Below are 23,595 nucleotides of genomic sequence, written 5' to 3' on the forward strand. Positions count from 1 at the left end.
CGTGGTCCTGGCGTCACTCCACCTGCACTTCCCGTCGCCTCACGCTCGCGCCGCCCCGCGTGTCGTGAACCACCGCCCACAGCGACACGCGCCCCGGCTCCGACGGCGGCGTCCACGTGGTCCCGTTGCCCTCGCGGGAGGCGCCGGTCGTGTCGTTCACCAGGCGGCGCGCCCCGTCGAACTCGCCCCCGTCCGTGTAGTAGTCGACCCAGATCGCCTCGCGCGCCGGCGGACCGCCGAGGCCGGCGGCTTCCTCGTCCACCTCGGCGGCCTCCTCCGGCACGACGGCCTCGATCTCGTAGGTCGTGCACTCGTCCTCTGCCGGCTCGGTCCGGCCGCAGCCCTGGGCCTGCTCCTCCGACCGAACGCACCGCTTCACGACGGGCACGCCGTCCTCGCCCGGAGTGACGGGTTTGCCATCGAGCTTCAGCGTGAAGTCGTCGATGGGCGGGTTCGCGTTCAGCCGCTCCTTCTTGAAGACGTAGACCTGCGTGTAGCCCACGACGAAGCTGTCCGGACCGAGCACCGTCCCGTCGTCGCCGACGCACTCCAGCGGAAACCCCGCTTTTTCGGGCGCCGACGCCACGCGTGTCGTGCCGGCGCACACGGCGAACAGCACGTAAGCCGACGAGTACACCGTCCCCGTCTCGGTGGGCCTCGCGTCCTTGAGGATCTCCTTGGGCAGCTTCCACGTGAACGAGACCGCATCGGGCTCGCCGCTCTTCTCCGGACCGATCTCCTGCTGCGCGAAGGGGACGGTGCGCTCCTCGTCGCCGCCGCCGCTGCCGCCGCCATCGCCGCCGGCACCGCCGCTGCCGCCATCGCCGCCGGCACCGCCGCTGCCGCCGGCACCGCCGCTGCCGCCGGCACCGCCGCTGCCGCCGGCACCGCCGCTGCCGCCGGCACCGCCGCCGCTGCCGCCAGCCCCACCACTGCCGCCGGCGCCGCTGCTGCCGCCGGCACCGCCGCTGCCGCCGGCACCGCCGCCGGCGCCGCCGCCGCTGCCGCCAGCCCCACCACTGCCGCCGGCGCCGCTGCCGCCGGCGCCGCTGCCGCCAGCCCCACCACTGCCGCCGTCGCCGCCGGCACCGCCCGGATTCGCGACGATTCCCGCCGCATAGGTGCCCAGCCACTGCGGAATGCACCCGAGGTGCTCGTCCACCCCGACCGGCGGATTCACGCAGCCGCCCACCCACGTGACCTCGACCTTCCGCGGCGCGCCGTCCTCCGCGCCCTTCGCGTCCGCGTACGTCATCCGGAACGTCACGAGCTCGTCCGCCGCCGCGTACGGCTTGTCCGCCGTCACGGCGAGGACGCGGAGCCCCTTCACCTCGGACGAAGGGGCCATGTCGCTCCCCGCGCAGCAGGGGATGCCCACGGCCAAGGTCGAGAGCGCGGCGAGCAGCGCGCGACGAGCGGGCAGTGCGGTCCGTTTCATCAGAAATCTCCTCGCAGCCCGAGCGTGGGCAGGAAGGGGAGCCCCGTCACGTACTCCCGCTGCGTGTAGTTGAAGTTGTAGCTGATGCCCTCCGCCGCCATGTAATTGTAGACGTTCTGGATGTCGAGGTAGAGCCCGAGCTGCCACCTCTTGAATTTCCACGTCTTGTCGGCGCGGATGTCGAGCTGGTGGAACAGCGGCATCCGCTCGCTGTAATCACCCCCGAGCGGGATCGGCGAATACCTCGCAGAGGACGCGTGGTAGATCGCGTTCACCCGGTTCGGATTGCACCCCTTCTCCTCCGGATCGCAGACATAGGGCGTCTGCAGGTTGCCCGACACGAGCCGGAAGCGCGCGCCCAGCTCCCAGCCCCGGCCGAGCCGCAGGCTCCCGAGCACCGTGAGCACGTGCGTCTGATCGAACTGCGTGAGGTGCTCCTCCTCGTCGGGGCCGTCCTTGCGCACCGACCGCGAGAGGGTGTACGCCGCCCAGCCGAAGAAGCGCTCGTCCGGCTTGTACTTCAACAAAAGCTCGCCGCCGACCGCGTATCCGGTGCCGTCGTTGGCATAGTCGTCCTTCTCCGGCGAGAAGACGACCAGCCGATCGAGCTGCTTGTAGAACCCGTCCAGCGTCACCTCGACCTGCGGCGTGATCTCCTGCTCCACGCCGAGGCCGTAATGCACGGCGCGGTTCGACTTGAGCTCCGCATTGCCGAACGGCTCGATGCTCTCCGCGAACTGCGGCGCCTGATAATAAAGGCCCACGCCCCCCTTGGCCGTCGTCCGCGGGAAGCCGGGCCGGATGTCGTAGCGCGCGTTGACCCGCGGGCTCACGTCGAGCGTCTGCGTATCGAGCGCGTAGTCGACCCGCACCCCGGGGACGATCCGCGCCCGCGACGAGGGGACGACCTCGAGCTCGGCATACGCGGCGGGCCGCGAGTACGCGCCGTCGAACGACCGGTCCTGGAACGGGTACGTCGAGAACGGCTGGTTCGACGGGTGGCCGGCGGGCTGCTGCGACGGCGCGCGGATGTTGACCGTGGCGACGCCGCCCGAGAGGTCGGTCCCGACGTTCATCGTGAGGTACCGCGCGAACCTGTGCGAGAGCTCCAGCCGCAGGTCGAGCGACGTCGAGACGACGTTGAAGGCGAGGGGAGAGATCTCGAAGTCGGCGATGTCCCGGCCGAGCGCCATCGACCATAAGAGCCGATCCCGGCTCCCGATCCGGTTCTCGTAGCTGAGCTGGAAGCGCTGGAAGGCGGTGTGCAGCCCGAAATCGCCCGTCAGCGCCGGCTCGTCCTCCGGCGGCTTGTCCAGGGTGATCTTGAAGGCGTCGTCCGATCCGTAGAAGCTCGCGCGCACGCGCTCGCTCGCGGAGGGGCGGCCCTCGAGGACGAACTGGTAATCGTAGTAGACGGGCGCCTGCGTGACGCTGGAGCCCGCCTCCTTGAGCACGGGCCCGAGCCACGCGTCGACCCAGCTGCGGCGGCCCGCGGCGATGAACGTCCAGTCCTTGAGGAACGGGACGGGGCCCTCGAGGAGCACGCGCCCGTCGATGAGGTCGAGCTGGACGACGCCGTGGTACTTGCCGTCCTGCTTCGGCGAGCGGAGCCCGACGTCGACGATGCCGCCCATGGCGCGGCCGTACACGGTGCTGAAGTTGCCCGGATAGAAGTCGATCTTCTCGAGCATCTCGGTCGGCACGACCGAGGAGAGGCCGCCGAAGTGGTAGATGATCGGCACCGGGGTGCGATCGACGAACGTGAGCGTGTCCTGGGGCGCGGACCCGCGCACGATGAGCAGCCCGAAGCCGCTGCGCGCGACGCCCGGCAGGCTCTGCAGCGAGCGCAGCGCGTCGCCGCCGGTCCCGGGGATGCGGTCGATCTCGCGCCGCTCGATCGTCCTCCGCGTCACCTCGCGCGGCGGGCGCTCGCCCTGCACGGTCACCTCGATGCCGGGCGCCGTGCCGTCCTGCGGCGCGGCGAGCGCGATGCGGTAGCGCACCTCGATCGCCTCGCCGGCCGCGATCTCCTCCTCGGCCGCGAACGGCTCGAACCCCGCGGCGGCGACCTCGACCCGGTACTTGCCGGGGGGGAGGTTCTTGAAGCGGAACTTGCCGCCCTGGTCCGTCTTCGCCTCCTCGCGGCCGCCGTCGGGGCGCACGAGGGTGACCGCGATGTCCGGGAGCGGCTCGCCGGTGCCCGCGGACAGGACGGTCCCGACCACCGTCTCGACGTCCGCGGGCGGCGCCGGCGCGGCCGCGTCGGCGGGCTTGGGCGTGAGCGTGAACGCGTACCGGTAGAGGATGCGCGCCGCCGCGGGCGTGCCGTCCGGGCGCCGCGCCGGCGCGAACTCCAGGCCGGGCGCGGCCGCGAGCGCGGCCTCGTCGAACCCGTGCCCGCCCGGCGTCGCGACCTCGGCCTTGGTGACGCGCCCGGTCTTGTCGATGTCGAGCTTGAGGATGACGCTGCCCTCGACGCCGGCGCGCTGCGCCTCGAGCGGATACGCGGGCGGGGAGTACTTGATCAGCGTCGGCGGGCTGACGGCGGCGGGCGCCGGCGGGGGCGTGCCCGGCTGAGGGACGACGACCGCGCCGGCGCCGCCGCGGGGGACCGAGGCGCCGCCCGAGTCGCCCTCGGCGGCATTTGGCTCTGGGGGGGGCGCGCCGGCGGGCTGCGCGCGCGCTGCGCTGCCGGTCATCGTGACCGCGAGCAGCAGCGCTTCCGAGACGACGAGGCGCATCACGGAGGACGCTGTGGAAGGCATGCGGTCCGCCCTTTTGCATGGCGAGGCCGAGGCGGAAAGACGCATCGCGCAGCCAGGACCGTGCTTCACGTTGCTTCACACGTCGGTCGCCGCGCGCGCGCGTCGACAGCGCGCGGCGCGCGGCGCGCGGCCCGCGGCGCGATCAGCCGCCGACCTCGGCCACGAACCGGCTCACGTCGTCGCTGTCGCCCACGAGCAGCAGCGTGTCGCCGTCGCGGATCACGTAGTCCGGTGTGGGTGCCTCGAGCCGCGGCTTGTCGCCGGGCAGCTTGTTCGTGTGCGGCCGCACACCGAGCACGTTGATGCGGTAGCGCTGGCGGATCTTCGAGCCGGCGAGCGTCTGTCCGACGAGCGGCCCGTGGGCGTTCCAGGGCACGACGCGGTAATGGCTCGCGAGGTCGAGGAGGTCCTGCGCGAGCGGCATCGTGATGTCGGCGCCGACGCGGCGGCCCATCTCGGTCTCGAGCTGGATGACGCGGGTCGCGCCCACCGCGCGCAGGATGTCGGCCTGGCGATCGGTGGCGGCGCGCGCGATGATCTCGCGCACGCCCATCCGGACGAGGGAGGCCACGCAGAGCACCGACGGCTCGAAGTGCTCGCCGAAGGTCACGATCGCGGTCTCCACGTACTGCGCGCCGATCCCCTCGAGCACCTTGTGGACGGTGGCGTCGCCGACGAACGCGGCCGAGGTCTTGTCCTTCACGGCGTCGACGGCCTCCGGGTTGTTGTCGACCGCGATGACCTCGGCCCGGTTCTTCCAGAGGGTCTCGACGACCGACGTGCCGAACCGGCCGAGCCCGATGACGAGGACGCTCTTCGATTTCATGATCTCCGGTCGCGCGCCGCCCCCTCGGGGCGCGGCGCCGCGAAGGTCTCACGGATGCGCCGGGAGCGCCACACGGGTCGCCGCTGCCGGCGGCGCGGCGGCGCGGCGTGGGCGGGCCGCGCCGCGCGTCGCGCGCCACGCGTCGCTCAGTAGAGCTCGTCCTGGTGCTGCCACCGCTCCGAGATCCACGCCTTCAGGTACGCGATCTCCTCCTCGTACGTCGTGAAGTCGTCGCGCCCGCTCCAGCCCTCGTAGCCCCGGTACGCCTCGCCCCACCGCGCCTCGTCCCGGCGCGCGCTCGCGTCGATGCGCTCCACGTAGCCGTCCACGATCGCGTGGATCTCGGCCTCGGCGAAGGCGCCGCGCAGGACCTGCCCGTAGCGGGCGCGCAGCGGGTCGCCGATCGAGGGCTCCTCGAGGAGGCGCTCGAAGAGGAGGTTCGCGTCCCGGTACTCGACGCGCTCCGAGGCCGGCTCGCGCTCGGTCTCCCACGACTGGCCGAAGCTCGCGTTGAAGTCCCACGGCGCGTAGCGGAAGACGCCGTCCGAGGCCGGATCGCGGTAGTGGTAGCTGTTCTTTCCGGCCGAGTCGTTGGCCATGATGAACGTGACGAAGATCCACCAGTCCTCGTAGTCCCGCAGATCGATCCGCGCCCCGATCTCGGCGGCGAACGTGGCCTCGTCGGACTCGGACACGAAGGTCACGAGATCGTCGAGATCCGAGAACGCCCCGGGCTCGCCCTCGGCCGGCGCCCCCTCTTTCTTCTCGAAGCCGTCGTGCAGCGTCTCCTTCTTCTCGCCGGAGTGTCCGACCAGCGCGAAGTTCGCGTCGTGGCTGACCGCCTTGTAGAGGTTGCCGTCCTGCGGGTAGCCGTGGTCCTCCATCAGGTAGCCGTCGATGTGATCCGCGACGGTGTAGAGCCCGGCGTACTCCCCGTCGAGGTACAGGACGGCGCTGTAGGTCTTGACCTGGATGTGCTCGGGATCGAGTCGGTTCCAGAGGTCGTAGGCGAGGCGCTGCCGGACATAGGAGTTGTCGTCGAACGTGGTGATGAGCACGACCTTGCGACGATCGGTGAAGCCGCCCGCCTCGTCGGGCTCGTTGAACTTGTCGTCCTTGGGGAACTTGAGGGTGTAGCTCCGCTTCGGGTACGAGAGCGAGCTCTCGCCGCGGAGCTCCGCCTCCGCGGCGTACGTGTGGCCGCGGTAGATCACCGTGGCCGGGGCGTACTCCTTGTCCTTGGGGACGGGCGAGAGGAAGAGCACCGGCAGGCCGTACTCCTCGGGGTAGCGGGCCGGATCGACGACGGGCACGTTCGACGGATCGGCGAAGGCGTCGGCGACGCCGACCTTGACGCGCCCGACCTCGGACGTCTGCGCGACGCGGATCTCGATGTCGTAGACGGCCGCCTGGTCGAGCCCGGGCGAGAACGTCACCTCGCGCGCGATCGGGTCGTAGGCGGCGCCCTCGGGGAGCGGGCCGACCTCGAACGCGTCGCCGGCGAGCGCGAGGCCGGTCGCGCACGCCACGGGGAACGTCACGGTCTCCCCCTCGAGGAGCCAGTGCGGCCCGCCGCCCGACGGATCGCAGCGCGAGCCCGCGTCGCTGGCGCCGGACGGCCCATCCGCCGCCGCGGACGAGCCGTCCGAGCAGCCGGTGGCATGCAGCGATCCGAGGAGCAGGGCCGCCGTCAGCGGCAGAAAAGGGTGAAAAGTTCGCATGGCATCAATCTTACGCGACCGCGCGCCAGCGTGGGGGGTCGCGCGCGGGCTGGCTGGCTGGCTGGCGGATGAGCAGGCACGACAGTTCCGCCCATGAACGGGCCGCGCTCACGCCGGTGGCGGGCGGGTGGAAAACATGCAATCTCGCCCGTTCATGCTTCCACCGAGATCGCGGAAAACATGTCGATCCAGGGCCAGCGGGGCGCCTGGAGAGAGGCCGCCCGCGTGCCGCCGCTCCTGATCCTCACCTACGTGGGGTTCGTGAGCCTGGGCCTGCCCGACGCGGTGCTCGGCGTCGCGTGGCCCTCGCTGCGCGCCTCGTTCGGGCTCCCGCAGAGCGCGCTCGGCGCGCTCCTGGTCGGGACGGGCGTGGGGTATTTCTCGTCCAGCGTCGCGGCGGGGAAGCTCGTGGATCGGCTCGGCGTGGGCAAGCTGCTCGCGCTGAGCAGCGGGCTCATCACGGTCGCCTTGCTCGGTTACGCGGCGACGCCGTTCTGGCCGCTGCTGATTTTCTGCGGGCTGATCACCGGGCTCGGCTCGGGCGCGATCGACGCAGGGCTCAACGCCTACGCGGCGAGCAACTTCTCCGCGCGCCACGTGAACTGGCTGCACGCCTGCTACTGCGCCGGCGCGGCGCTCGGGCCGCTCATCGCGACGGCGGCGCTCACGACCACCGGCTCCTGGCGCTCGGGCTACGCGATCGTCGGCGCGATCATGTTGCTCCTGACCACGGCCTTCGCCGTGGTGAAGGGGTCGTTCCGCGCGCGGGCCGCGGCCGCCGAGGGCCCGGAGGAGGCGCCGGCGCCGGGCGTCCCGCTCGCCGCGGCGCTGCGGCAGCGCCGCGTGTGGCTCCAGATCGCGGTGTTCTTCCTCTACACGGGCCTCGAGGTGATGCTCGGGCAGTGGAGCTTCACGCTCAACACCGAGGCGCGCGGCGTCGCGGCGGAGACGGCCGGGGTGTGGGCGGGCGCCTACTGGGGCAGCATCGGCGTCGGGCGCGTCGTGCTCGGCATGGCGGTCGATCGGGTGGGCGCGGACCGGCTCCTGCGCATGGCCACGGTGGTGGCGCTGCTCGGAACCGCGCTGTTCGCCGTCGGCCCGGCCTGGCCAGGGGCCGCGGGGCTGATGCTGGCGGGGCTCGGCCTCGCGCCGATCTACCCGACGCTGATGTCCCGCACCCCGGCTCGGCTCGGCCCCTACACCGCGCACGCGATCGGGTTCCAGGCGAGCGCGGCCATGGTCGGCGGCGCGGTCCTGCCGAGCATCGGCGGCGTGCTCGCCGCGCGCGTGGGGCTCCCGTCGATCGGCACGCTCGCGGTGCTCACGGCCGCGGGCCTGTGGCTGCTCCACGAGATGCTGGTCCGGTCGACGCGCCCTCGGGGCACGAGCGACGGCGCGTAGGCATACCGCCCGGCCTCGAGTTCAAGGGTCCGGCCGCTTCGGGGTGATGCGCACGCGGATGGTCGCCGGCGGCGGCGCGCCGGCGATGGACAGCGTCATGGTCCGCCCATCGGGGAGCGACCACGACGCTCTGCCGGTCACCCTGCCGTCGATCACACAGCCGAGGAACGCCTCCTCGGCCTTGCACTCGTCCGGGATCACGAAGCTGCGCTGGCCCGGCTTGCCGAAGAGCCGGACCAACGCGACCTCGGTGTCGCGCAACGCGCCGGCGAGGCCCGCCGCATCCTCGGCCGGGTCGATGACGAGCTCGACCGCCGAGAGACGGCCGTCCGTGAACTCGAGCTGCGCCGAGGCGCCCGGGAGCTCCCCGGAGGGCTTGCCGCTGCAACGGGCAGCGCCCGCGGCCTCGCTCCACTGGAGCCCGGCCCCCCAGCAGGTCGCGGCGGCCTCATCCATCAATTCGCCAAAGACGAAGCCGGCGGCGCCCGGCGGCGGGGCAGGGGGGCGAGCGTCGCGGCGGGGCTCCTCATGAACCAGAGGCGCGCTCCCCATGCCCTCGCCCAGCTCCTTCTTTCGATGATGCGCCTTCGCGCACTGGCCAAGGACGTTGAAGCCATGGATCGCTGAGATCCCGGAGACCACGATCCCGGCGCCGCCGACGAGGACGCCCGCCTCGGGGCTGATGGCGTACGGCTTATACTCCCTGGCCCAAACGCCGGTCTCGGTCGCGGCCGGAATGATGAGCGTTAAAACCATGCTGGACACGATGGAGATATCCATGATGGCCCACCATGGGTGATCCGTGCAGTCCAGCGCCGCCTCGGGACCCGTCTCCTTGGGGTCGGTCTTGGGTCCGCGGCTGAAGGCGAAGGAGCAGCCCGCGCACGAAAGCCCGAGCCCGCCCGCGACCAGCACCGCCATCATCCGCGTCTTCCTGCGCCCATCCATGATCGCATCCTCCCACCATCGCCCGAACCAGAGGCTGTTCACGCCCGCAGTGAGCGGCGCCTCCGCGCCGCGACGAGGAGCCCGAGCAGGGCGGCCAGCCAGGCGCCGCGCGCGTGCGGCTCGCCGCCGGTCTGCTCGCAGGCGCACCCGCGCGGGCCCATTGCGACCTTGACGGCCTCCGGCGAGCGCACCTGGGTTTCCATCCGCCGCCAGTCGCCCGAGACGATGAAGCTCGCCCACAGGTTCGGGTGCGCCGTCGACGGATCGGCCCGCATCGCGAGCTGCACGTCGCGCATCGCCTGGCTCCGGCCGGCGCCGCCCGCGAGCCGCTGGTAATAGGCCTGCATCAGCTCGCGGGTCCGCCCCGAGTCGACCTGCCACAGGCTCATCACCTGGGTCTCGGAGCCGGCCATCGTCAGCGCGCGCCGCAGCCCATACACCCCCTCGCCCGAGGTCGCCTCGCCCAGCCCCGATTCGCAGGTCGACAGCACCACCAGACGCGTGCCGTGGAGATCGATCCCGGCGGTCTCCAGCGCCGTCAGCACGCCGTCGTCGGAGCCGCTCCGGCGTCGGTTGAAGCCGGCGAGCGCGATTCCGGACCGGAGCAGCGGGTTCTCGCGCTGGCGGAGGGCGGCGAGCTCGGCCAGGGTGGGACCGTGCCCGGGGGTCGTCAGGAGCGCCGCGGGCACGGGCTGCTCGGGCAGGAAGAAGCCGTGCGTGGCCAGGTGCAGGAGCAGCGGCCCCTGGACCGCCTTGACGGCCTCCTCCGTGGCATTCGCGCCCAGGAGCACGCGGCTCTCGGGGAAGAACGCGGCGATGGTGCGGGCCTCTGCCGTGGTGCCCTGGAGCGGCAGGAGCCGCTGGGTGACCATATCGATGGAGCGGACGCCGCGGTGGGTCGCGTCGGGCGCGGATGGGGCGCTGCTCTCGTCGAAGGCCGGGTTCGCCAGGATGAGCGGCGGCTCGCGCGAGGCGGCCTTCCAGTCCTCGAACCGCAGCAGGTCACGTCCGGTGGTGAGATAGGAAAAGAGGTAGCGCTCGACGAGGTACTGGCCCTCTTCGTCGACGAGCGCGCCGAAGGGGACGAGGTGCAAGGGGCCATCCAGGCTGAGGAAGACCCAGCGGGTGTCGCCGAGGAGCGCTCGGACGGGCTCCATCAGGAGACGGTCGAGGTCGCGGGCGGCCGGCCTGGGGTCGTGCGTGAGATCGTGGTCGGCGAGGGCGCGGCGGAGGGCATCGACGGCAGCCTCGAGGGGGGCGGCCTCGCCGAGATCCGTGAAGGCGGGATCGCCGCCCGGCCCGAGGACATACGCGACGTAGCGGGGGGCGCCCCAGTGACCCGACCGCGTGTCGGGGCGGAGGTGGTAAGGACGATACTGCGCGGTCTCGACGAGCGCGGCGCCTTCGGGGATCGCCGCCTGCACGTCGGGCAGGATCACGGGCTTTTGCTCGGCGCGGAACGAGGCGCTCCGCTCTCCGACCTCCGCTTCCAGCGCTTCCCGCTGCTGCTCGAGCGCGGCGAGCCTCTCGCGGTATTGCGCCGGTGGAGCGTTCTGCGGTCCGCGGGAGACCTCGGCGGCGAGCTGGCTATAGACCGACGTGAGCCGCGCGATGAGGGCCCCGTCGCCGGGGTCGCGCGACAGGCGCAGCGAAGCGAAGTTGCCGGTCATGGCGTCGAGCACGCGGCCCTTGCGCCGGAACAGGACGGTGAGCGCCAGGCGCGCGGCGTCCAACGTCGCCGGTGCGTGCTGGATGTGCAGCGCGATGTCCAGATGCGTCTGGTCGACCAGCGTGCTCATGTAGGAGCGCTTCTGATCTTCGGAGCCGGTCGCGAGGACGGCGGCCGCATTGCGATCCTGAATGTCCGTCGCCAGCCCGGCTGTCTTCACCGCCTCGTCGATGCGCGATTGCGCGATGTACAGCGCTGCCAGATTGCTGAGCGATTGGGCGACGTCGGGGTGGGATGGCCCCAGCGCCTTTTGCCGGATGGCCAGGGCGCGCTCGGAGAGCGCCTCGGCGCGCGCGTAATCCCCCTTGTCCAGGTACAGCGACGCGAGGAAGTGGAACGTCTGAGCGACGTGGGGATGCTCAGGGGCGAGCGCCTTTCTCTGGATGGCCAGAGCGCGCTGGTGCATCGGCTCGGCGCGCGCGTAATCCCCCCGCTTCCCGTACAGCACGGCCACGTTGTTGAGCGCGAGGGCGACGGCGGGGTGGTCAGGCGGGAAGGCCCTCTCCTGGATGGCCAGGGCGCGCTCGGAGAGGAGCTCGGCCTGCGCGTAATCTCGCTTTGCGCGGTACAGCGCCGCCAGGTCGTTGAGGGACAGAGCGACGTCGGGGTGACCTTCCCCGAGCGCGTCCTCCCGGATGGCCAGCGCGCGCTTGTGCAGCGACTCGGACCGGGCGTAATCCCCCTTGTCCCCGCACAGCACCGCCAACGTGGCGAGCGACTCGGCGACGTCGGGGTGGTCGGGCCCCAGGGCCTTCTCTCGGAGGGCCAGCGCGCGCTCGGCGAGCGACTCGGCGTCCGCGTAGTTTCCCCTGGTGCGGTAGAGCACCGAGAGGTCGTTGAGCGACGCGGCGACGACCGGGTGATCGGGCCCGAGCGCCTTCTCCCGCATGGCCAGGGCACGTCGGTGCAGCTGCTCCGCCTGCGCGTAGTCTCCCCGTTCACGGTACAGCACGCCCAGGTTGCTGAGGGCCTTCGCGACCGTGGGGTGATTGGTCCCGAGCACGTTCTCGTAGAGGGCCAGGGCGCGCTTCAGGAGGGGGATGGCGCCCTCGTACCCGCCCTGCGCCTTCCGCGCATCGGCCTCGGCGGTCAACCGGTTTGCTTCATCCACCTCCGCAGTTCTCCACGTCGCGCCTTGGAGATCCGATGTTACCGTCGTCATGTAAAATTCTGAGGTGGGCGCGCAGGCTGGGCCCGCCCCGATCGCGCCCATCACCATCGCCCACGTCCACCACCGCCGTCTGGGCATCGCCCCATCCTCGCCGTGGCCCGTACCCATCGCAAGTCCCGCTTGGCACAGCCCGTGCCAGAGGTGCTCCTCGCGACCCCGCGACCCCTTGCCGGGCGCCGCAAAGACACGGCGTCAGAGCGCGCCCTCGGCGCTTTCGACCCGCCGGGCGGGCGACCCTAAAGCCCTGTGAGCGGCGAGGCGAGGCAGCGTGGGCTCGAGAAGAGAGGCAACGGCATGAAAGCGATGACGTGGATGACGGTGGCGCTGGCGCTCCATGGGCTGGGGTGCGCCGCGCCTCAGCGGAAGATGGACCCGAGCCGACCGATCGAGCTCCACACAGGGTTCTTCGACGTGCGGTACACGCAAGATGGAGATGCCATCAGCGGCGTCCAGGAATGGCTCGCGAAGGAGCCCGAGGCGGCGCCCCACGTGAGCCGCGCGCACGCGCTGTTGCTCCTCGGGTCGCTCATTTCCGCGGCCGGAGGCCTCCTGATCGGCGTGCCCCTCTCGCAGGAGATAACGGGCGAACGCGACCCGCTGTGGCCGCTCGCGGGCGTGGGCGCCGCGGCGATCGCCGTCAACATCCCGCTCACGATCTGGTCCATCAGCAGCATGGACAGCGCGGTCGAAGCGCACAATCGCCTCATCGTCGGAGGCGGCGAGCAGAGCGCACCTCCGAAGCGCGCGGCCGCAAAAACCGAGCGTGCCGGGCGGGTCGCGCCGCCCGCGCCGCTGGGGGCGTTCGGGTTCATCTTCGGCGCCGCGAGGGCGACCGCCCTCGCGGCCTGCGAGGCGGCAGGGCACACGTGGAGCGAGCAGGAAGACGGCGTCGCCCGCTGCAGCGGCACCCCGACCGAGAGCATCGCCGGCGCGTCGGCGGAGCTCGCGTTCGAGGACGATAGCCTCTCGGCGGTCGAGCTCGTCGTCCGCCCGCCGGAGGACGCGCAGGGCTGGGTCACGTCGTTCCGCGCCACCGAGGCCGCGCTGATCCGCCTGTTCGGCAAGTCGGCTCAGCGCAGCTTCGTGATCCCGGACGAGTGCAAGGCCGCGGAGCAGTTCCTCGGCTGCGTGGCCGACGGCAGGGTGACCGGCAGCGCGTCCTGGGCGCCCGACGACGGGCCGTCGGTGGTGCTGTCGATCATCGGCTCGCCCCCTCCGTCGACCCTCCGCGTGCGCCTCACCCCGCGGCTTCCGAAGATGTGAGCGCCGGCATCGGGGTGAGCCTCGCGCGGGTCGCGCGATGTGATCCTTCGATCGAGCAGATCGATCCGTTTGATCAAACGACCTCGCGAGGAGGTCGGTCACGGTGGTCGCGATAGCTACATGGAGCGCCCGCCGGGCTCCGTCCGCGGCCGGCGCGCTGCCGGAGACAGGCGTTCCGCCGCGCCGGCCCGGTGCGTTATCCTGCGCGCTCGTCGCCGTATGCCCGCCGAGCCGCTCAGCCCCCCGGTCATCAGTCACCTCGGCCCGTTCCGGCTGCTCCGCCGCCTCGGGGAGGGCGGCTTCGCGCCGGTCTGGCTCGCGGAGGAGACCTACAACGGGAGGACGTTTCGCGAGGTCGCGATCAAGCTGTTCGTCCTCCCCGCGACGCTGTCGGGCTCTCCCGCCGAGGCGAGCCGGTGGCGCGAGGGCATCCTCGACGAGGCGCGCGCCCTCTGTCGCGTCGAGCACCCCAACATCGTCCGTTTCTACTCGCTCCAGCGGGACGACGCCCACGGCGTCATCGGCCTGGTGATGGAGCGCGTCCCCGGCCAGAGCCTCGATGTCGTCCTGCGCGCGCAGGGCCCGTTCGAGGAGCGCCGCGTCCTCGACGTCGGGATCAGCATGGCGTGGGCGCTCGCCGCGGTCCACGCCGCGGGGCTCGTGCACCGGGACGTCAAGCCGGAGAACATCGTCCAGGGGGCGTCCGGCTACAAGCTCATCGACTTCGGCATCGTGGTCGGCGCGCCCTCGGTCGTCCTCGGCCCCGCCGGCGACGGCGCCGGGAGCTCCCCGCTCGCCGCGGCTCGGGCCGTGGATCCGGACGCGCGGACCGCCGGCGCCTCGGGCGGGGTGGACCGGCCCACGGCGGAGCGCGGCGCCGAGTCGACGATCCGCGTCCCGGCGCTCGTCGGCACCCCGGGCTACATCGCCCCCGAGTGCCTCGCGCTCGCCGCGCCCCCGACGCCGAGGAGCGACCTCTACGCGCTCGGCGTGACCCTGTTCAAGCTGGGGAACGGGCGCATGCCCGACACGGCGGCGCGGACCCGGGAGCACCTCGGCCCCTCCGCCCCGCGCCCCGAGGCGCTCACGCGCGCAGACGCCGCGGAGGCCACGTCGCTCCCGGCGCTGATCGCGCTGCTCTGCGATCCCGATCCCCGCGCGCGCCCCGGCCACGCCGACGGGGTCGCGCGCGCGCTCGAGCGCCTCCGCGACCGGCTCACGCCGCCCCGCGCGACGCTCGCGGGGAGCCCGCCGCCGCCGCCTCTCGGCCGGGCCCAGGGGCCGCTCCCCGGCGCCGAGCCCGCGACGCCGCCCCCGCTCGCGCCCCTCTTCGAGCGGGTCCGGCGCACGGATGGGCCCGCGTCCACGGCCGAGGCGGCCGAGGTGGGGAGAGCGCTGGGGGAGCTCGGCCTCGGCGTCCTGCGGTATGCCTTTGCCCTGGGCATGGCGGTGCTCGCCGCAGCCCCGGACGCGCCGCGCCCGAGCGCGCTGCTAGAGCAGCTCCGGAGCGCGGCCCGGCCCACCCCCTCTTCCTGGTGTTACCTCGTGCGCGCCCTCCACGAGGAGCTCTCCTCGATCGACCCGGCGCTCGCGCGCTGCCTCGCGTTCGCCGCGGACCCGCGGCTCCCCGAGCAGCTCGGCGCGCTCCTGCGCGGCCCCGCCCTGCCGGGGGCGACGCCCAGCCTGCTGGAGGCGGCGCCTTCTCCGTCGGACGCGACGCTCACCCTGCCGGAGGTGGTCATCGACGAGCGCGCGCGGTGGATCGCGTCCTTCCTCGAGCGCGCGGCGGAGCTCCTCGCCATCCCGATCCACGTCCCCGCCGCGGGTGCGGCGGGCGTCGAGGGCCGCGGCGACGCGAGGCGCGAGGGCCGGCCCGACGGCGGCGCGCCCGGCCCTGCCGGCGAGCCCTGCGCGGTCCTCGGCGATCGTCGGGTGCCGCTGCTGCCGTGGCTCCCGTGCCACGGCGGCCGGCTGCTGCTCCCGGAGGCGCCCGCGGCGCCGGGCAGGCCGTGGCGCGCCACGGATCCCGCGTCGGGGGAGCGCCAGCAGGACCCGCGGCTCGACCGGGCCGTCCGCCGCCTGCTCGGCGGGGACGTGGAGGCGCCCCGCGAGCTCCGCGCGGCGCCGCCGCTCGTCGGGCGGGCCGACGTCTGCGCCGCGCTCGAGCGCGCGGCGCGCGAGGCGAAGCAGGGCCGCCCGCGGGTCGCCCTGCTCACCGGGCCGCTCGGCATCGGCCGCACCCGCCTGCTCGACGCGGCCGTCGAGCAGGCCGGCTTCACGGCGCAGCGCACGCTCCGGATCCGCTGCTCCCCCGAGCGCCAGAGCGCGCTCAGGCCCTTGCTCCGCGGCCTCGACGCCTTGCCTGGCGGCGGCCGCGAGGCGTTCGGCCCGCTGCGGGACGCGATCGACCAGGCCCTCCGGCCGGCCGCGCTCCCCGGCCGCCAGGGCGGGAACGACGCCCTCGAGGGGGTCGAGGATGCGCTGCTCCGGACGGCGGCCAGGGCGTCCGTCGCGCTGATCATCGACGACCTGCAGTGGGCCGACGCGCAGACGCTGGGGCTCCTGCGGCTGCTCGTCGAGCGGGCCGAGCTCGGGGCCAAGGCGCGCCTGCTCGTCGTCGCGGCCGCGCGCGACGAGCCGAGCCCCTCGCCGCCGCTCCGGGCGCTGCTCGGCAAGACCCGCGGCAAGATCGGCCCGGCCGTGAGGCACCTCCCGCTCGGCCCGCTCGCGGCGGAGCAGACCGCGGCGCTGGCGCGGGCGGTGTGCCCCGTCGACGTCGCGCTCGAGCAGGCCGTCGTGCGGGGCTCGGGCGGCGTCCCCTTCTTCGTGCTGCACGCGCTCTCGGTGTGGCGCGAGCGGGGCGCGATCGCGTGGCAGGACGGCTCCTGGCGCGCGGCGGACGAGCGCGTGCTGCGCGAGGGCGTGCCCGGCGTGGCCGAGCTCCTCGAGGACCGCCTCGCGTCGTTCTTCGATCCGGCGAGCGCGCCCGCCCGCGCGGCGCTCTCGGCCCTCGCCGCGGTCGCCCTCCACGGCGGCGGCCTCGCGCTCGCGACCCTCCGCCGCGCCCTCGGCGAGGCCGAGGGCGTGGATCAGGCGCTCGAGGCGCTCGTGGACACGGGGATCCTCGCGGTCTCGGGCGATCGGCACGAGTACGGCTTCGCGCAGGAGATGGTCCGCCAGGCGGCGCTCAACCTGGTCCGGCATCGCCCCTGGTTCCACCGGCTGCACCGGGCGCTGCTCGACGCGATCGCCGGGGGGCCGAGCGCGGAAGCGGACGCGGCCTTCCTCGCCGCGGGGTACGAGAAGCTCGGCGCCCGCGACGAGGCGCGCGCGTGGCTCGGGCGCGCGATGGAGGGGGCGGTCGCCGCCGGGCTCTTCGCCGAGGCCGCGGCGCTCGGCGAGGAGCTCGCGGCGCTCACCGCCGATCCCGAGGCGCGCCTCGACGTGGAGCTCGAGGTGGTGCGCGTGCTCGTCCGGGCGCGGCGGTTCGAGGAGGCGAAGGCCCGCCTCGCGCGGCTCGATGGGCCCGGGGGCGCGCTCGCGCTCGCTCTTCCGGCCGGGGCGCCGCGCGCCGCGCCGGGCCTGGGCGCTGCGGCGCGCGGCCTGACGCAGGACGTGCGGCGGCGGATCCGGCGGCTCGAGGTGGCCCGAGGGCTGTCCGAGGCCGCCGAGGATCCCGCGCTGCTCGGCGACGCGGATCGCCTCGGCGATCCGGCGCTGCGCTGCGAGGCCCGGATGGCGCTCGCCGGGGTCTTCCCGCCCGCGCGCGCGATGGCGCTCGCCGGGGAGGCGGTGGCGCTCGCCGAGCCGTGCGGACCGGCCCTGGAGTTCGCGGCGCGGGTGCTCCGGGTCGAGCTCTGCCACGCCGCGGGCCGCGACGCGCTGCCCCAGGCGGAGCACGACCTGACGAGGGCGCTCGCGCTCGCGGTCTCGACGGGCTCCACCTGGCAGCAGATCCACATCGAGGGGGATCTCGCGGTGCTCGAGGCGGAGCTCGGCCGCGTGGAGGACGCGATCGCGCGGCTGCTCCGCCTGGTGGAGCTGGCCGACGCCAAGGGGATGGGGGGGCAGGGCCGGCTGCTCCGGCACAACCTCTCCACCTGTCTCATGCGCGCGTCGCGCCCCAGGGAGGCGGCGGAGACCGCGGGGCGGACGGCGGAGCTGGCGGCCGAGGCCGGCGATCCTGCGCTCCGCGCGGCGGCGCTGTCGCTCCGGGCCTACGCGCTCCGGCACACCGGCGAGCTCGACGAGGCGCTCGGGAACGCGAGCGCGGCGGAGCAGATCCAGCGCGCGCTCGGCGACCGGCCGATGAGGACCCACACGCTGCTGCGCCGCGCCGAGATCCTCGCTGCCTTGGGGCGGGAGGAGGAGGCGCTCTCGGACGCGCGGGAGGCGAGGCGCGCGGCGGAGCAGGGCGGGGACATGGGGGTCGCGGCCACCGCGGCGCTGTGGGAGAAGCTGCACCTCGCCCGGCGGGGCGAGGCGGCGCCGGAGGAGCTGGCGAGGGCGGTGGCCGACGCCGAGGTGGCCGGGGTGGGTCGGCGCGCGCTGGCGCAGCGCCTGATGGACGAGGCCGCGGCGTGGCTCGCCCGCTGCGAGGCCACGGTCGGCCCGCGCCGGCACGGCGGGGCCGGCGGGCGCTGAGCGAAGGCGCCGCGACGCGCGCGCGTCGGAGACCCCGCCGAGGGACAGGGCGCGCGAGGTGAGGGCGAGCCGCCGGCGATGTCAGGGAGAGCCGTCGGGGTCGCGCCGGTCGGGCATGACGATGCCCTGATGTCGCCTGCACTCCGTGCCGTTCCACACGCAGCCCTCCGGGCAGAGCGGCGGCGGACCTGCGTCGACCACCGGGCACACATCGGCGGGCGCGTCGGCGGGCGCGTCGGCGGGCGCGTCGGCGGGCACCGCGGTCCCTCCACAGGCGCAGAGCGCGGCGGTCATCGCGATGAAGAGGGAGCTCGGCGAGAGGATCGACGGGAGACGCATGTTCCTCCAAGAGGACCTGTCGTTGCGCGTGCGGCGCAGGACGGCGCCCGCTGATGCCCCGGCCGGTAGGACGCGTCAACTCATCGATGCATCGACGATGAGGCGGCCTTCACCCCACAGCCTGCGGGCTCTGGGTAGTGCTCAGTTTGCCCGGAGAGAGCTCCCATGAAGGCGGGAAGGCAGGAAGATCATTGGTCTTTTCTTCCTGCCTTCCCGCCTTCCCGCCTTCATGTTCAACTTTGAGCACTGCCGGCCCGCGCGCGGCCTAGGCGCTGCAGCGGGAGAGCGCGTAACGGAGAGCGCTCTGGAGCAGCCCGAAGGTCAGAAACGCCCCCTCCGCGCTGCCGATCTCGGTCATGGTCCGCGCGATCGCCGGCGAGATCCCGGAGACGAGGCACTGGCTACCGAGGAGGCTTGCCGCGCGCACCACGGCGAGCAGGTGCGACACGGTCGCGGCGTCCACCGCGCTGACACCGGTCAGGTCGAGGATCGCGAAGCGCGCCTGTGTCCGGACGATCTCGGGGAGCAGCCGCTCCATGATCTGCGCCGCCCTCGCGGTCTCCACGGCGCCGATGACCGGCAGCACGAGCACGCCCTCCCACGCCTGGATGATCGGCGTCGACATCGCGAGCATCGTCTCCTGCTGCTGCCGCAGCAGCGCCTCGGCGCGCTCGCGCTCGGCGTTCTCCTCGGCGAGCTGGCGGTTCTTCCGCTGGAGCGCCTCGGCGTCGCTCTCCCGGCGCTGGAGAGCCTCCCGGAGCTCCGCTTCCAGCTGCTTGGACGCCGTGATGTCCTTGACCGTCACCGCGACTCCGTCGTCGAGCGGGACGATCTGGTAGTGCAGCCACAGGCTCTTGCCCCCGGGCAGGGGGGTCTCCGTCTCCACGAGCAGCCGCTCGCGCGTCCGAAAGACGTGCTCGTATTTCTCGAGGAGGCCGAAATCGCGAACCGCGGGAAAGACCTCGGCGACCCGCCGGCCGAGGATCTCCTCGCGCGGCTTCGACGTCACCTGGCTCACCAGCAGGTTGGCGTCGGCGAACACGAAATCGACGGTCTCCCCCGGCTCGCCGACCGTGCGACGCAGCAGGCAGAACCCGTCGAGGCTCCCGTCGATCGCCGCCCGGTACCGCGACTCGGCCGCGAGCAGCGCCTCCTCGGCGCGCCGGCGCTCGGTGATGTTGCGCGCTACGAAATAGACGAGCTCAGCGTCCGGGTAGATTGCCGAGTTCCACTCGATCCACAGATACGAGCCGTCGCGGCGTCGATATCGGTTCACGAACGTCGCGGTGGCCTCGCCGGACAACAGCTTCGCCGACTCGGTCACGGTGCGCTCGCGATCTTCGGGATGAACGAAGTCGAGGAAGGGCCTGGCCAGGAGCTCTTCGCGCGAGAAGCCGAGCGTCTGCTCCCACGCCCCGCCGATGCGCTTGAAGTATCCGTCGAATCCGGCGATCCCCACCAGGTCGACAGAGAGCTCGAAGAAGCGGTCGAGGTCGTCGCTTCGAGAGGCTTCAGGCATGATGAAGAGCATGGCTATCACCTCCGCCGCGGGCCGTCGACCCCCTCGGCCAGGCGCCCCGCAGCGAGCCGCGCGATGGCCGCAAAGCACACCACATCAGACCACGAGGTCATGGCAAGTGCGCGGCCGCCTCGCGTCCGCGGCTGTGGCGCCCGTCGGATCGCGTCGGCGTCGCGAGCGCGACGCCAGCCCACCCATGGCCACCACCCGCTTCTATCGAGCCGGCGATTCCTACGGGCTCTTCTCCAGCGTCTCGCGCCGTCCGCCTCTCGCTCACGTGTCGCGCGCCCGAGTCATGAATGCGCCGCGGGGGCCCGATGCTCCGGCGCTGCGCGCTCGTGACGCATGCCATGACATGGGCGTCGATCCCGGCGTGACGCCGTCTCGGGCGAAGACGGCCTGATCCTGCGATCCGAGCTCGGAGATTCCGGCTCGACGGCGCGAGCGCCGAGGTTATCGTGCGACCCCGCAGCGCAATCGGGCCGACCCGCGGAGGTAGAGAGGTAGAGATGAGCCAGGGAGAGGGACAGGACGCAGCGACCTATCGCGTCGTCGTCGATCACGAGAAGCAGTACACCGTCTGCCCCGTCGAGCGCCCGATCCCGCGCGGGTGGCGGGAGGCCGGCAAGCAGGGATCCGTCATGGAGTGCCTCGCTTATATCGATCAGGCATGGGAGCGCCTGCGCGCCCCGGCGGAGGTCGCCCGAGCGCGGGCGGAGCGGCTGTCCTGACGCCGCCGTGGCGCCGCAGACGACGCGGCGACGCTGCTCGGGCGCGTCGCGCGGCGCGATGAGGGGGTGGAGCTCGACGTCGTGCCGACGATCGAGCGCGCCATCGAATCGGGGGAACGGCGATTCCGGTGCTGCACGAGGCGTCGCCGAGGTGACCCTGTGAGTCGTGGTCAAAGTTGAACATGAAGGCGGCGAGGCGGGAAGAAACCCTTCATGATCTTCCCGCCTTCCCGCCTTCATGTGGACTCTCTCCGGGCAAAGTCGACCACGACCAGCCTGTGATCGAGGGCCGGCGAAACCCTCACCGTCAGCCGGCCCGAGCCGGGAACCGGCGCTAGAGGCCGACCCGGGTGTCCGGGCCGAAGCACGTGACCATGCGCAGCTCGCTCGTGTAGCGGCGCCCGTCCGCGTCGACGAGCCAGCACTGGTCGGGCCGCGGGAGCATCTCGGTGACGGCGATGCCGCCGGGATTGGCGCGCGCGGCGGCGTCCTCGCGGGCGACGCGCACGAGGTTCGCGAAGACCTCGACCGAGAGCGGGCTGTCGAGATCGACGAAGGTCGGCTTGGACTCCACCGCAGACTTCACGAAGACGAAGCGCGGCAGGCCGTGCTCGGCGGCCCACCGACGCACGCCGACGAAGCGATCGACCGGCGTGGCGAGCTCCGCGGCGCCGATCTCCGCGGGGGCGAACATCCAGCGCTCGCGGGCGATCACGAGGCCGTCGATGGTCACGCGGGGGACGTGGCGGGCCGGCGCGAAGAGAGAGAAGCCGCGGGTCGCCTCGAGGCTGATGATGAGCCACATGAACTGGCGCGCGTGGAAGACGAGCCGGCCGTCGCGGGTCTGGGCGCGGAAGCGGTCGCCCTCGACCACGACCTCGAGGTCGGCGATCCGGAGGTGGTGCTCCGGGTCGATCGACTGCGGGGACGTCGAGAAGTCGAGCACGTAGTCGATGGGCCGCCGCGCCTCGGGCGCCCCGAAGACGCGCTGGCCGGTCGGGCCGCCGAGCAGCTCCTGCTTGTGGCCGGTGACGTAGAGCGCGGGCCACGGGTGATCGCCGACCAGCGCGGCGGTGATGTCCCCGGGCGAGGGGTGCTGGGACAGCGTGCAGAACGCGTTCAGCGTGGGGCCGAGGTGGACCTCGCCGAGGACGGCCAGGAAGTCCCCCGCGGCGAACGCCTCGGGGCTCGCGGCGGCGACCAGGACGTCGGGGCTTACATGGAACGGCGCGACCGTGCGGTCCGAAGGGTGGCTCGGGAACGCCGCCTCGAAGCGCGCCCGCAGCGCGGCGCTGTCGAGCTCCACCCGGCGCGCGTCCTTTGCTTCGCCGACGAGCTCCTTCCAGCGCTCGCGCACGGCGTCGACGTGGCGCTGGACCGGCGGGGTGAAGACGCCCGGCTTCATGCGATCGAGCAGCGCGCGCTGGAGGACGGTCATGTCGAGCCGCGCGTCGGGGGCGCCGCCGACCAGCTCGTCGACGACGCCGCGCACGTAGCCGATGTACGCCTCGGTGGTCTCGCGCATGAACCAGCGCATGCTCGACAGGACGAGCGAGAGCGCCGGGCCGATCCGCTCGAGGAACGGCGCGCCGAACGTGACCTCCACGTCGCGGCGGCAGTCCTCGTAGATGGGCGTGCGGCCCGCGTAGACGGCGCCGGGCGCCCGCGTCGCGGGCCCGGCCGTGAGGCGCGCGATCGTGCGCTCCAGGGCGTCGAGCGCGCGGTCGAGCGCCTCCGGGTCGCCCGCCGCGGCCGCGGCCGCCGCGCGCGCCGCGAAGAGCTCGTCCACGGCGGCGAGCGCGGGGGCGCGGAGGTCCTCGGGCTCGATCCGGGCGACCGCCGCGCGCAGGTGCGCCTCGGGGTCGCGCAGGGCGTACGGCAGCTCGAGGTCCCACGCGAGGACGCGCATGCCGACCATGTCGCGCAGGAGGTCGTAGACCTCGGCCTCGCTCGAGAACCCGAGCGAGGCGTCGGCGAGCAGCTCCGCGGCGATGGCGCGCGCGGGCCGGACGCCGTCGCAGGCGGCGAGCAGGCGCGCCCGCGCCGGCGGGAGCTCGGCGCGGTGGCCGATCGGCAGGATGAGCTCGCGGCCGTCGAGCTTGTAGAACGGCAGCCAGCGCGGCGCGAGCCACGGCGCGACGCCGGGCCGCGCGGCGATGGCCGCGGCGAGCCCGTCGAGGACCCAGTGCTCCAGGGACACCGTGCGGCTCGCGAGCAGCCCGCGGCCCGGGGCGACGCGCGCGGCGGCCGGCCCGCCGTCGATGCTGGCCCAGCCGAAGGGGCCGAAGAAGCCGATCGAGTCGTTCTTGGCGCAGTACCGCTCGAGGTAGCTCGCGACGAGGCGCTCCTTGGAGCGCGTCCGCGCGTCGGCCGCGCCCTCCGGGGCCGCGAGCAGCGGGTCCACGGCCGTGCGGAGGACCTGCCGGTTCTGCCAGACCAGCGCCTCGCGGAAGGCGCGGTCGCGGCAGATCCCGCGGAGGCGCTCGCTCACGATCCGCGCCTCGTCGTCGAACACCTCGCGCAGCTCGGCGCCGGCGCCGTCGCGCCGCCGGAGCGCGCCCGCGAGCTCGTCGAGCGCGGCGTCGGCCGCGGGGACGCCGGCCCTGTCTCGAGGCGCGCCGCCCTTGGCGAGCCGCCGGCGCTCCGCCTTGAGCCGCGCGCGCGCGGCCTCGTCCCCGGCGAGCGCGTTGACCCCGGCGCGCGGGTCCACGCGGACGAGCGCGTCCAGCGCCGCGATCGCGGCCCCCCGGGACCGCTCCGCGGCGCGATCGGCGTCGCCGAAGCGATCCGCGGCGGCGGCGCTGCCGGGGGCGACGAGCGCGCGCAAGAGGTCGACCGGGAATCCGGCGCCCCGGAGGCAGACGGTCCGCCAGACCTCCCATTCGCCGCCGGGCAGCGCGGCTCGCCAGGGCGCTGATCGGACCGGCGCCGCAATTGAATCACGATGTTCGCGGGGCAGCTTGCCCACCTCGATCGCGCCGTCCGCTCCGAGCATGCGCGCACGCTATCAGCGCGAGCAATCGTGTCAACGCTCGGGTCAGTTTATCGTGTTAAGTAATGTAACGATCCCGGGACGCGCCCACGAGATGATGATAGTCGA

At 73.4% G+C, this 23,595-nt stretch carries 13 protein-coding genes; 4 read left to right on the forward strand and 9 right to left on the reverse strand.

Annotation, left to right across the window (positions count from 1 at the left end; genetic code table 11):
- Positions 1-13 precede the first annotated feature (13 nt).
- The 4 genes from WMF33_RS19500 to WMF33_RS19515 form a co-directional block, all read right to left on the reverse strand.
- On the reverse strand, positions 14-1,438 hold the full coding sequence (locus WMF33_RS19500; RefSeq protein WP_437338547.1) for a hypothetical protein: 1,425 nt from the start codon (positions 1,436-1,438) through the stop codon (positions 14-16).
- Positions 1,438-4,203: a TonB-dependent receptor domain-containing protein gene (locus WMF33_RS19505; RefSeq protein ID WP_437338548.1), complete on the reverse strand. Its 2,766-nt coding sequence runs from the start codon at positions 4,201-4,203 to the stop codon at positions 1,438-1,440. The genes WMF33_RS19500 and WMF33_RS19505 overlap by 1 nt, the downstream gene beginning before the upstream one ends.
- Positions 4,204-4,345: 142 nt before the next feature.
- Positions 4,346-5,029 carry a potassium channel family protein gene (locus WMF33_RS19510; RefSeq protein WP_020735879.1) on the reverse strand — a complete coding sequence of 228 codons (684 nt, stop codon included), beginning with the start codon at positions 5,027-5,029 and terminating at the stop codon, positions 4,346-4,348.
- Between the two features lie 146 nt (positions 5,030-5,175).
- The gene (locus WMF33_RS19515; protein WP_437338549.1) at positions 5,176-6,750 is read right to left on the reverse strand and encodes a CotH kinase family protein; all 1,575 of its coding nucleotides are present in this window, start codon (positions 6,748-6,750) and stop codon (positions 5,176-5,178) included.
- Positions 6,751-6,930: 180 nt separating this feature from the next.
- On the opposite strand from WMF33_RS19515, the gene WMF33_RS19520 reads away from it, so the two are divergent.
- Complete coding sequence (locus WMF33_RS19520; protein WP_437338550.1) at positions 6,931-8,151, forward strand: MFS transporter; 1,221 nt, start codon at positions 6,931-6,933, stop codon at positions 8,149-8,151.
- Positions 8,152-8,172: 21 nt separating this feature from the next.
- On the opposite strand, the gene WMF33_RS19525 is transcribed toward WMF33_RS19520, so the two are convergent.
- Both WMF33_RS19525 and WMF33_RS19530 read right to left on the reverse strand, forming a co-directional pair.
- The gene (locus WMF33_RS19525) at positions 8,173-9,141 is read right to left on the reverse strand and encodes a hypothetical protein (protein ID WP_437338551.1); all 969 of its coding nucleotides are present in this window, start codon (positions 9,139-9,141) and stop codon (positions 8,173-8,175) included.
- Positions 9,138-12,047 carry a tetratricopeptide repeat protein gene (locus tag WMF33_RS19530; protein ID WP_437338552.1) on the reverse strand — a complete coding sequence of 970 codons (2,910 nt, stop codon included), beginning with the start codon at positions 12,045-12,047 and terminating at the stop codon, positions 9,138-9,140. Before WMF33_RS19530 ends, WMF33_RS19525 begins: the two co-directional genes overlap by 4 nt.
- Before the next feature lie 246 nt (positions 12,048-12,293).
- On the opposite strand from WMF33_RS19530, the gene WMF33_RS19535 reads away from it, so the two are divergent.
- On the forward strand, positions 12,294-13,262 hold the full coding sequence (locus tag WMF33_RS19535; RefSeq protein WP_437338553.1) for a hypothetical protein: 969 nt from the start codon (positions 12,294-12,296) through the stop codon (positions 13,260-13,262).
- A gap of 219 nt (positions 13,263-13,481) precedes the next feature.
- Complete coding sequence (locus tag WMF33_RS19540; protein WP_437338554.1) at positions 13,482-17,906, forward strand: serine/threonine-protein kinase; 4,425 nt, start codon at positions 13,482-13,484, stop codon at positions 17,904-17,906.
- A gap of 81 nt (positions 17,907-17,987) precedes the next feature.
- Here WMF33_RS19540 and WMF33_RS19545 read toward each other — a convergent pair whose 3' ends face one another.
- Positions 17,988-18,245 (reverse strand): hypothetical protein, encoded by a 258-nt coding sequence (locus tag WMF33_RS19545; protein ID WP_437338555.1) that lies wholly within the window; start codon positions 18,243-18,245, stop codon positions 17,988-17,990.
- Positions 18,246-18,510: 265 nt separating this feature from the next.
- The gene (locus WMF33_RS19550; protein WP_437338556.1) at positions 18,511-19,764 is read right to left on the reverse strand and encodes a PAS domain S-box protein; all 1,254 of its coding nucleotides are present in this window, start codon (positions 19,762-19,764) and stop codon (positions 18,511-18,513) included.
- A 509-nt stretch (positions 19,765-20,273) separates the two neighbouring features.
- On the opposite strand from WMF33_RS19550, the gene WMF33_RS19555 reads away from it, so the two are divergent.
- The gene (locus WMF33_RS19555; protein WP_061629798.1) at positions 20,274-20,495 is read left to right on the forward strand and encodes an MbtH family protein; all 222 of its coding nucleotides are present in this window, start codon (positions 20,274-20,276) and stop codon (positions 20,493-20,495) included.
- Between the two features lie 334 nt (positions 20,496-20,829).
- Here WMF33_RS19555 and WMF33_RS19560 read toward each other — a convergent pair whose 3' ends face one another.
- Complete coding sequence (locus WMF33_RS19560) at positions 20,830-23,490, reverse strand: lantibiotic dehydratase (RefSeq protein ID WP_437338557.1); 2,661 nt, start codon at positions 23,488-23,490, stop codon at positions 20,830-20,832.
- Positions 23,491-23,595: the final 105 nt, after the last annotated feature.

This window comes from Sorangium sp. So ce394 (genome assembly GCF_051474665.1).
GTDB classification, from domain to species: domain Bacteria; phylum Myxococcota_A; class Polyangia; order Polyangiales; family Polyangiaceae; genus Sorangium; species Sorangium cellulosum_D.

Excerpts from the sequence above, each read along its gene's own strand:
- WMF33_RS19545 (WP_437338555.1), bottom strand. The coding sequence starts at position 18,245 with ATGCGTCTCCCGTCGATCCTCTCGCCGAGCTCCCTCTTCATCGCGATG.
- WMF33_RS19530 (WP_437338552.1), bottom strand. The coding sequence starts at position 12,047 with ATGGTGATGGGCGCGATCGGGGCGGGCCCAGCCTGCGCGCCCACCTCA.
- WMF33_RS19515 (WP_437338549.1), bottom strand. The coding sequence starts at position 6,750 with ATGCGAACTTTTCACCCTTTTCTGCCGCTGACGGCGGCCCTGCTCCTC.
- WMF33_RS19500 (WP_437338547.1), bottom strand. The coding sequence starts at position 1,438 with ATGAAACGGACCGCACTGCCCGCTCGTCGCGCGCTGCTCGCCGCGCTC.
- WMF33_RS19520 (WP_437338550.1), top strand. The coding sequence starts at position 6,931 with ATGTCGATCCAGGGCCAGCGGGGCGCCTGGAGAGAGGCCGCCCGCGTG.
- WMF33_RS19560 (WP_437338557.1), bottom strand. The coding sequence starts at position 23,490 with ATGCTCGGAGCGGACGGCGCGATCGAGGTGGGCAAGCTGCCCCGCGAA.
- WMF33_RS19505 (WP_437338548.1), bottom strand. The coding sequence starts at position 4,203 with ATGCCTTCCACAGCGTCCTCCGTGATGCGCCTCGTCGTCTCGGAAGCG.
- WMF33_RS19550 (WP_437338556.1), bottom strand. The coding sequence starts at position 19,764 with ATGCCTGAAGCCTCTCGAAGCGACGACCTCGACCGCTTCTTCGAGCTC.
- WMF33_RS19540 (WP_437338554.1), top strand. The coding sequence starts at position 13,482 with ATGCCCGCCGAGCCGCTCAGCCCCCCGGTCATCAGTCACCTCGGCCCG.
- WMF33_RS19555 (WP_061629798.1), top strand. The coding sequence starts at position 20,274 with ATGAGCCAGGGAGAGGGACAGGACGCAGCGACCTATCGCGTCGTCGTC.
- WMF33_RS19535 (WP_437338553.1), top strand. The coding sequence starts at position 12,294 with ATGAAAGCGATGACGTGGATGACGGTGGCGCTGGCGCTCCATGGGCTG.
- WMF33_RS19510 (WP_020735879.1), bottom strand. The coding sequence starts at position 5,029 with ATGAAATCGAAGAGCGTCCTCGTCATCGGGCTCGGCCGGTTCGGCACG.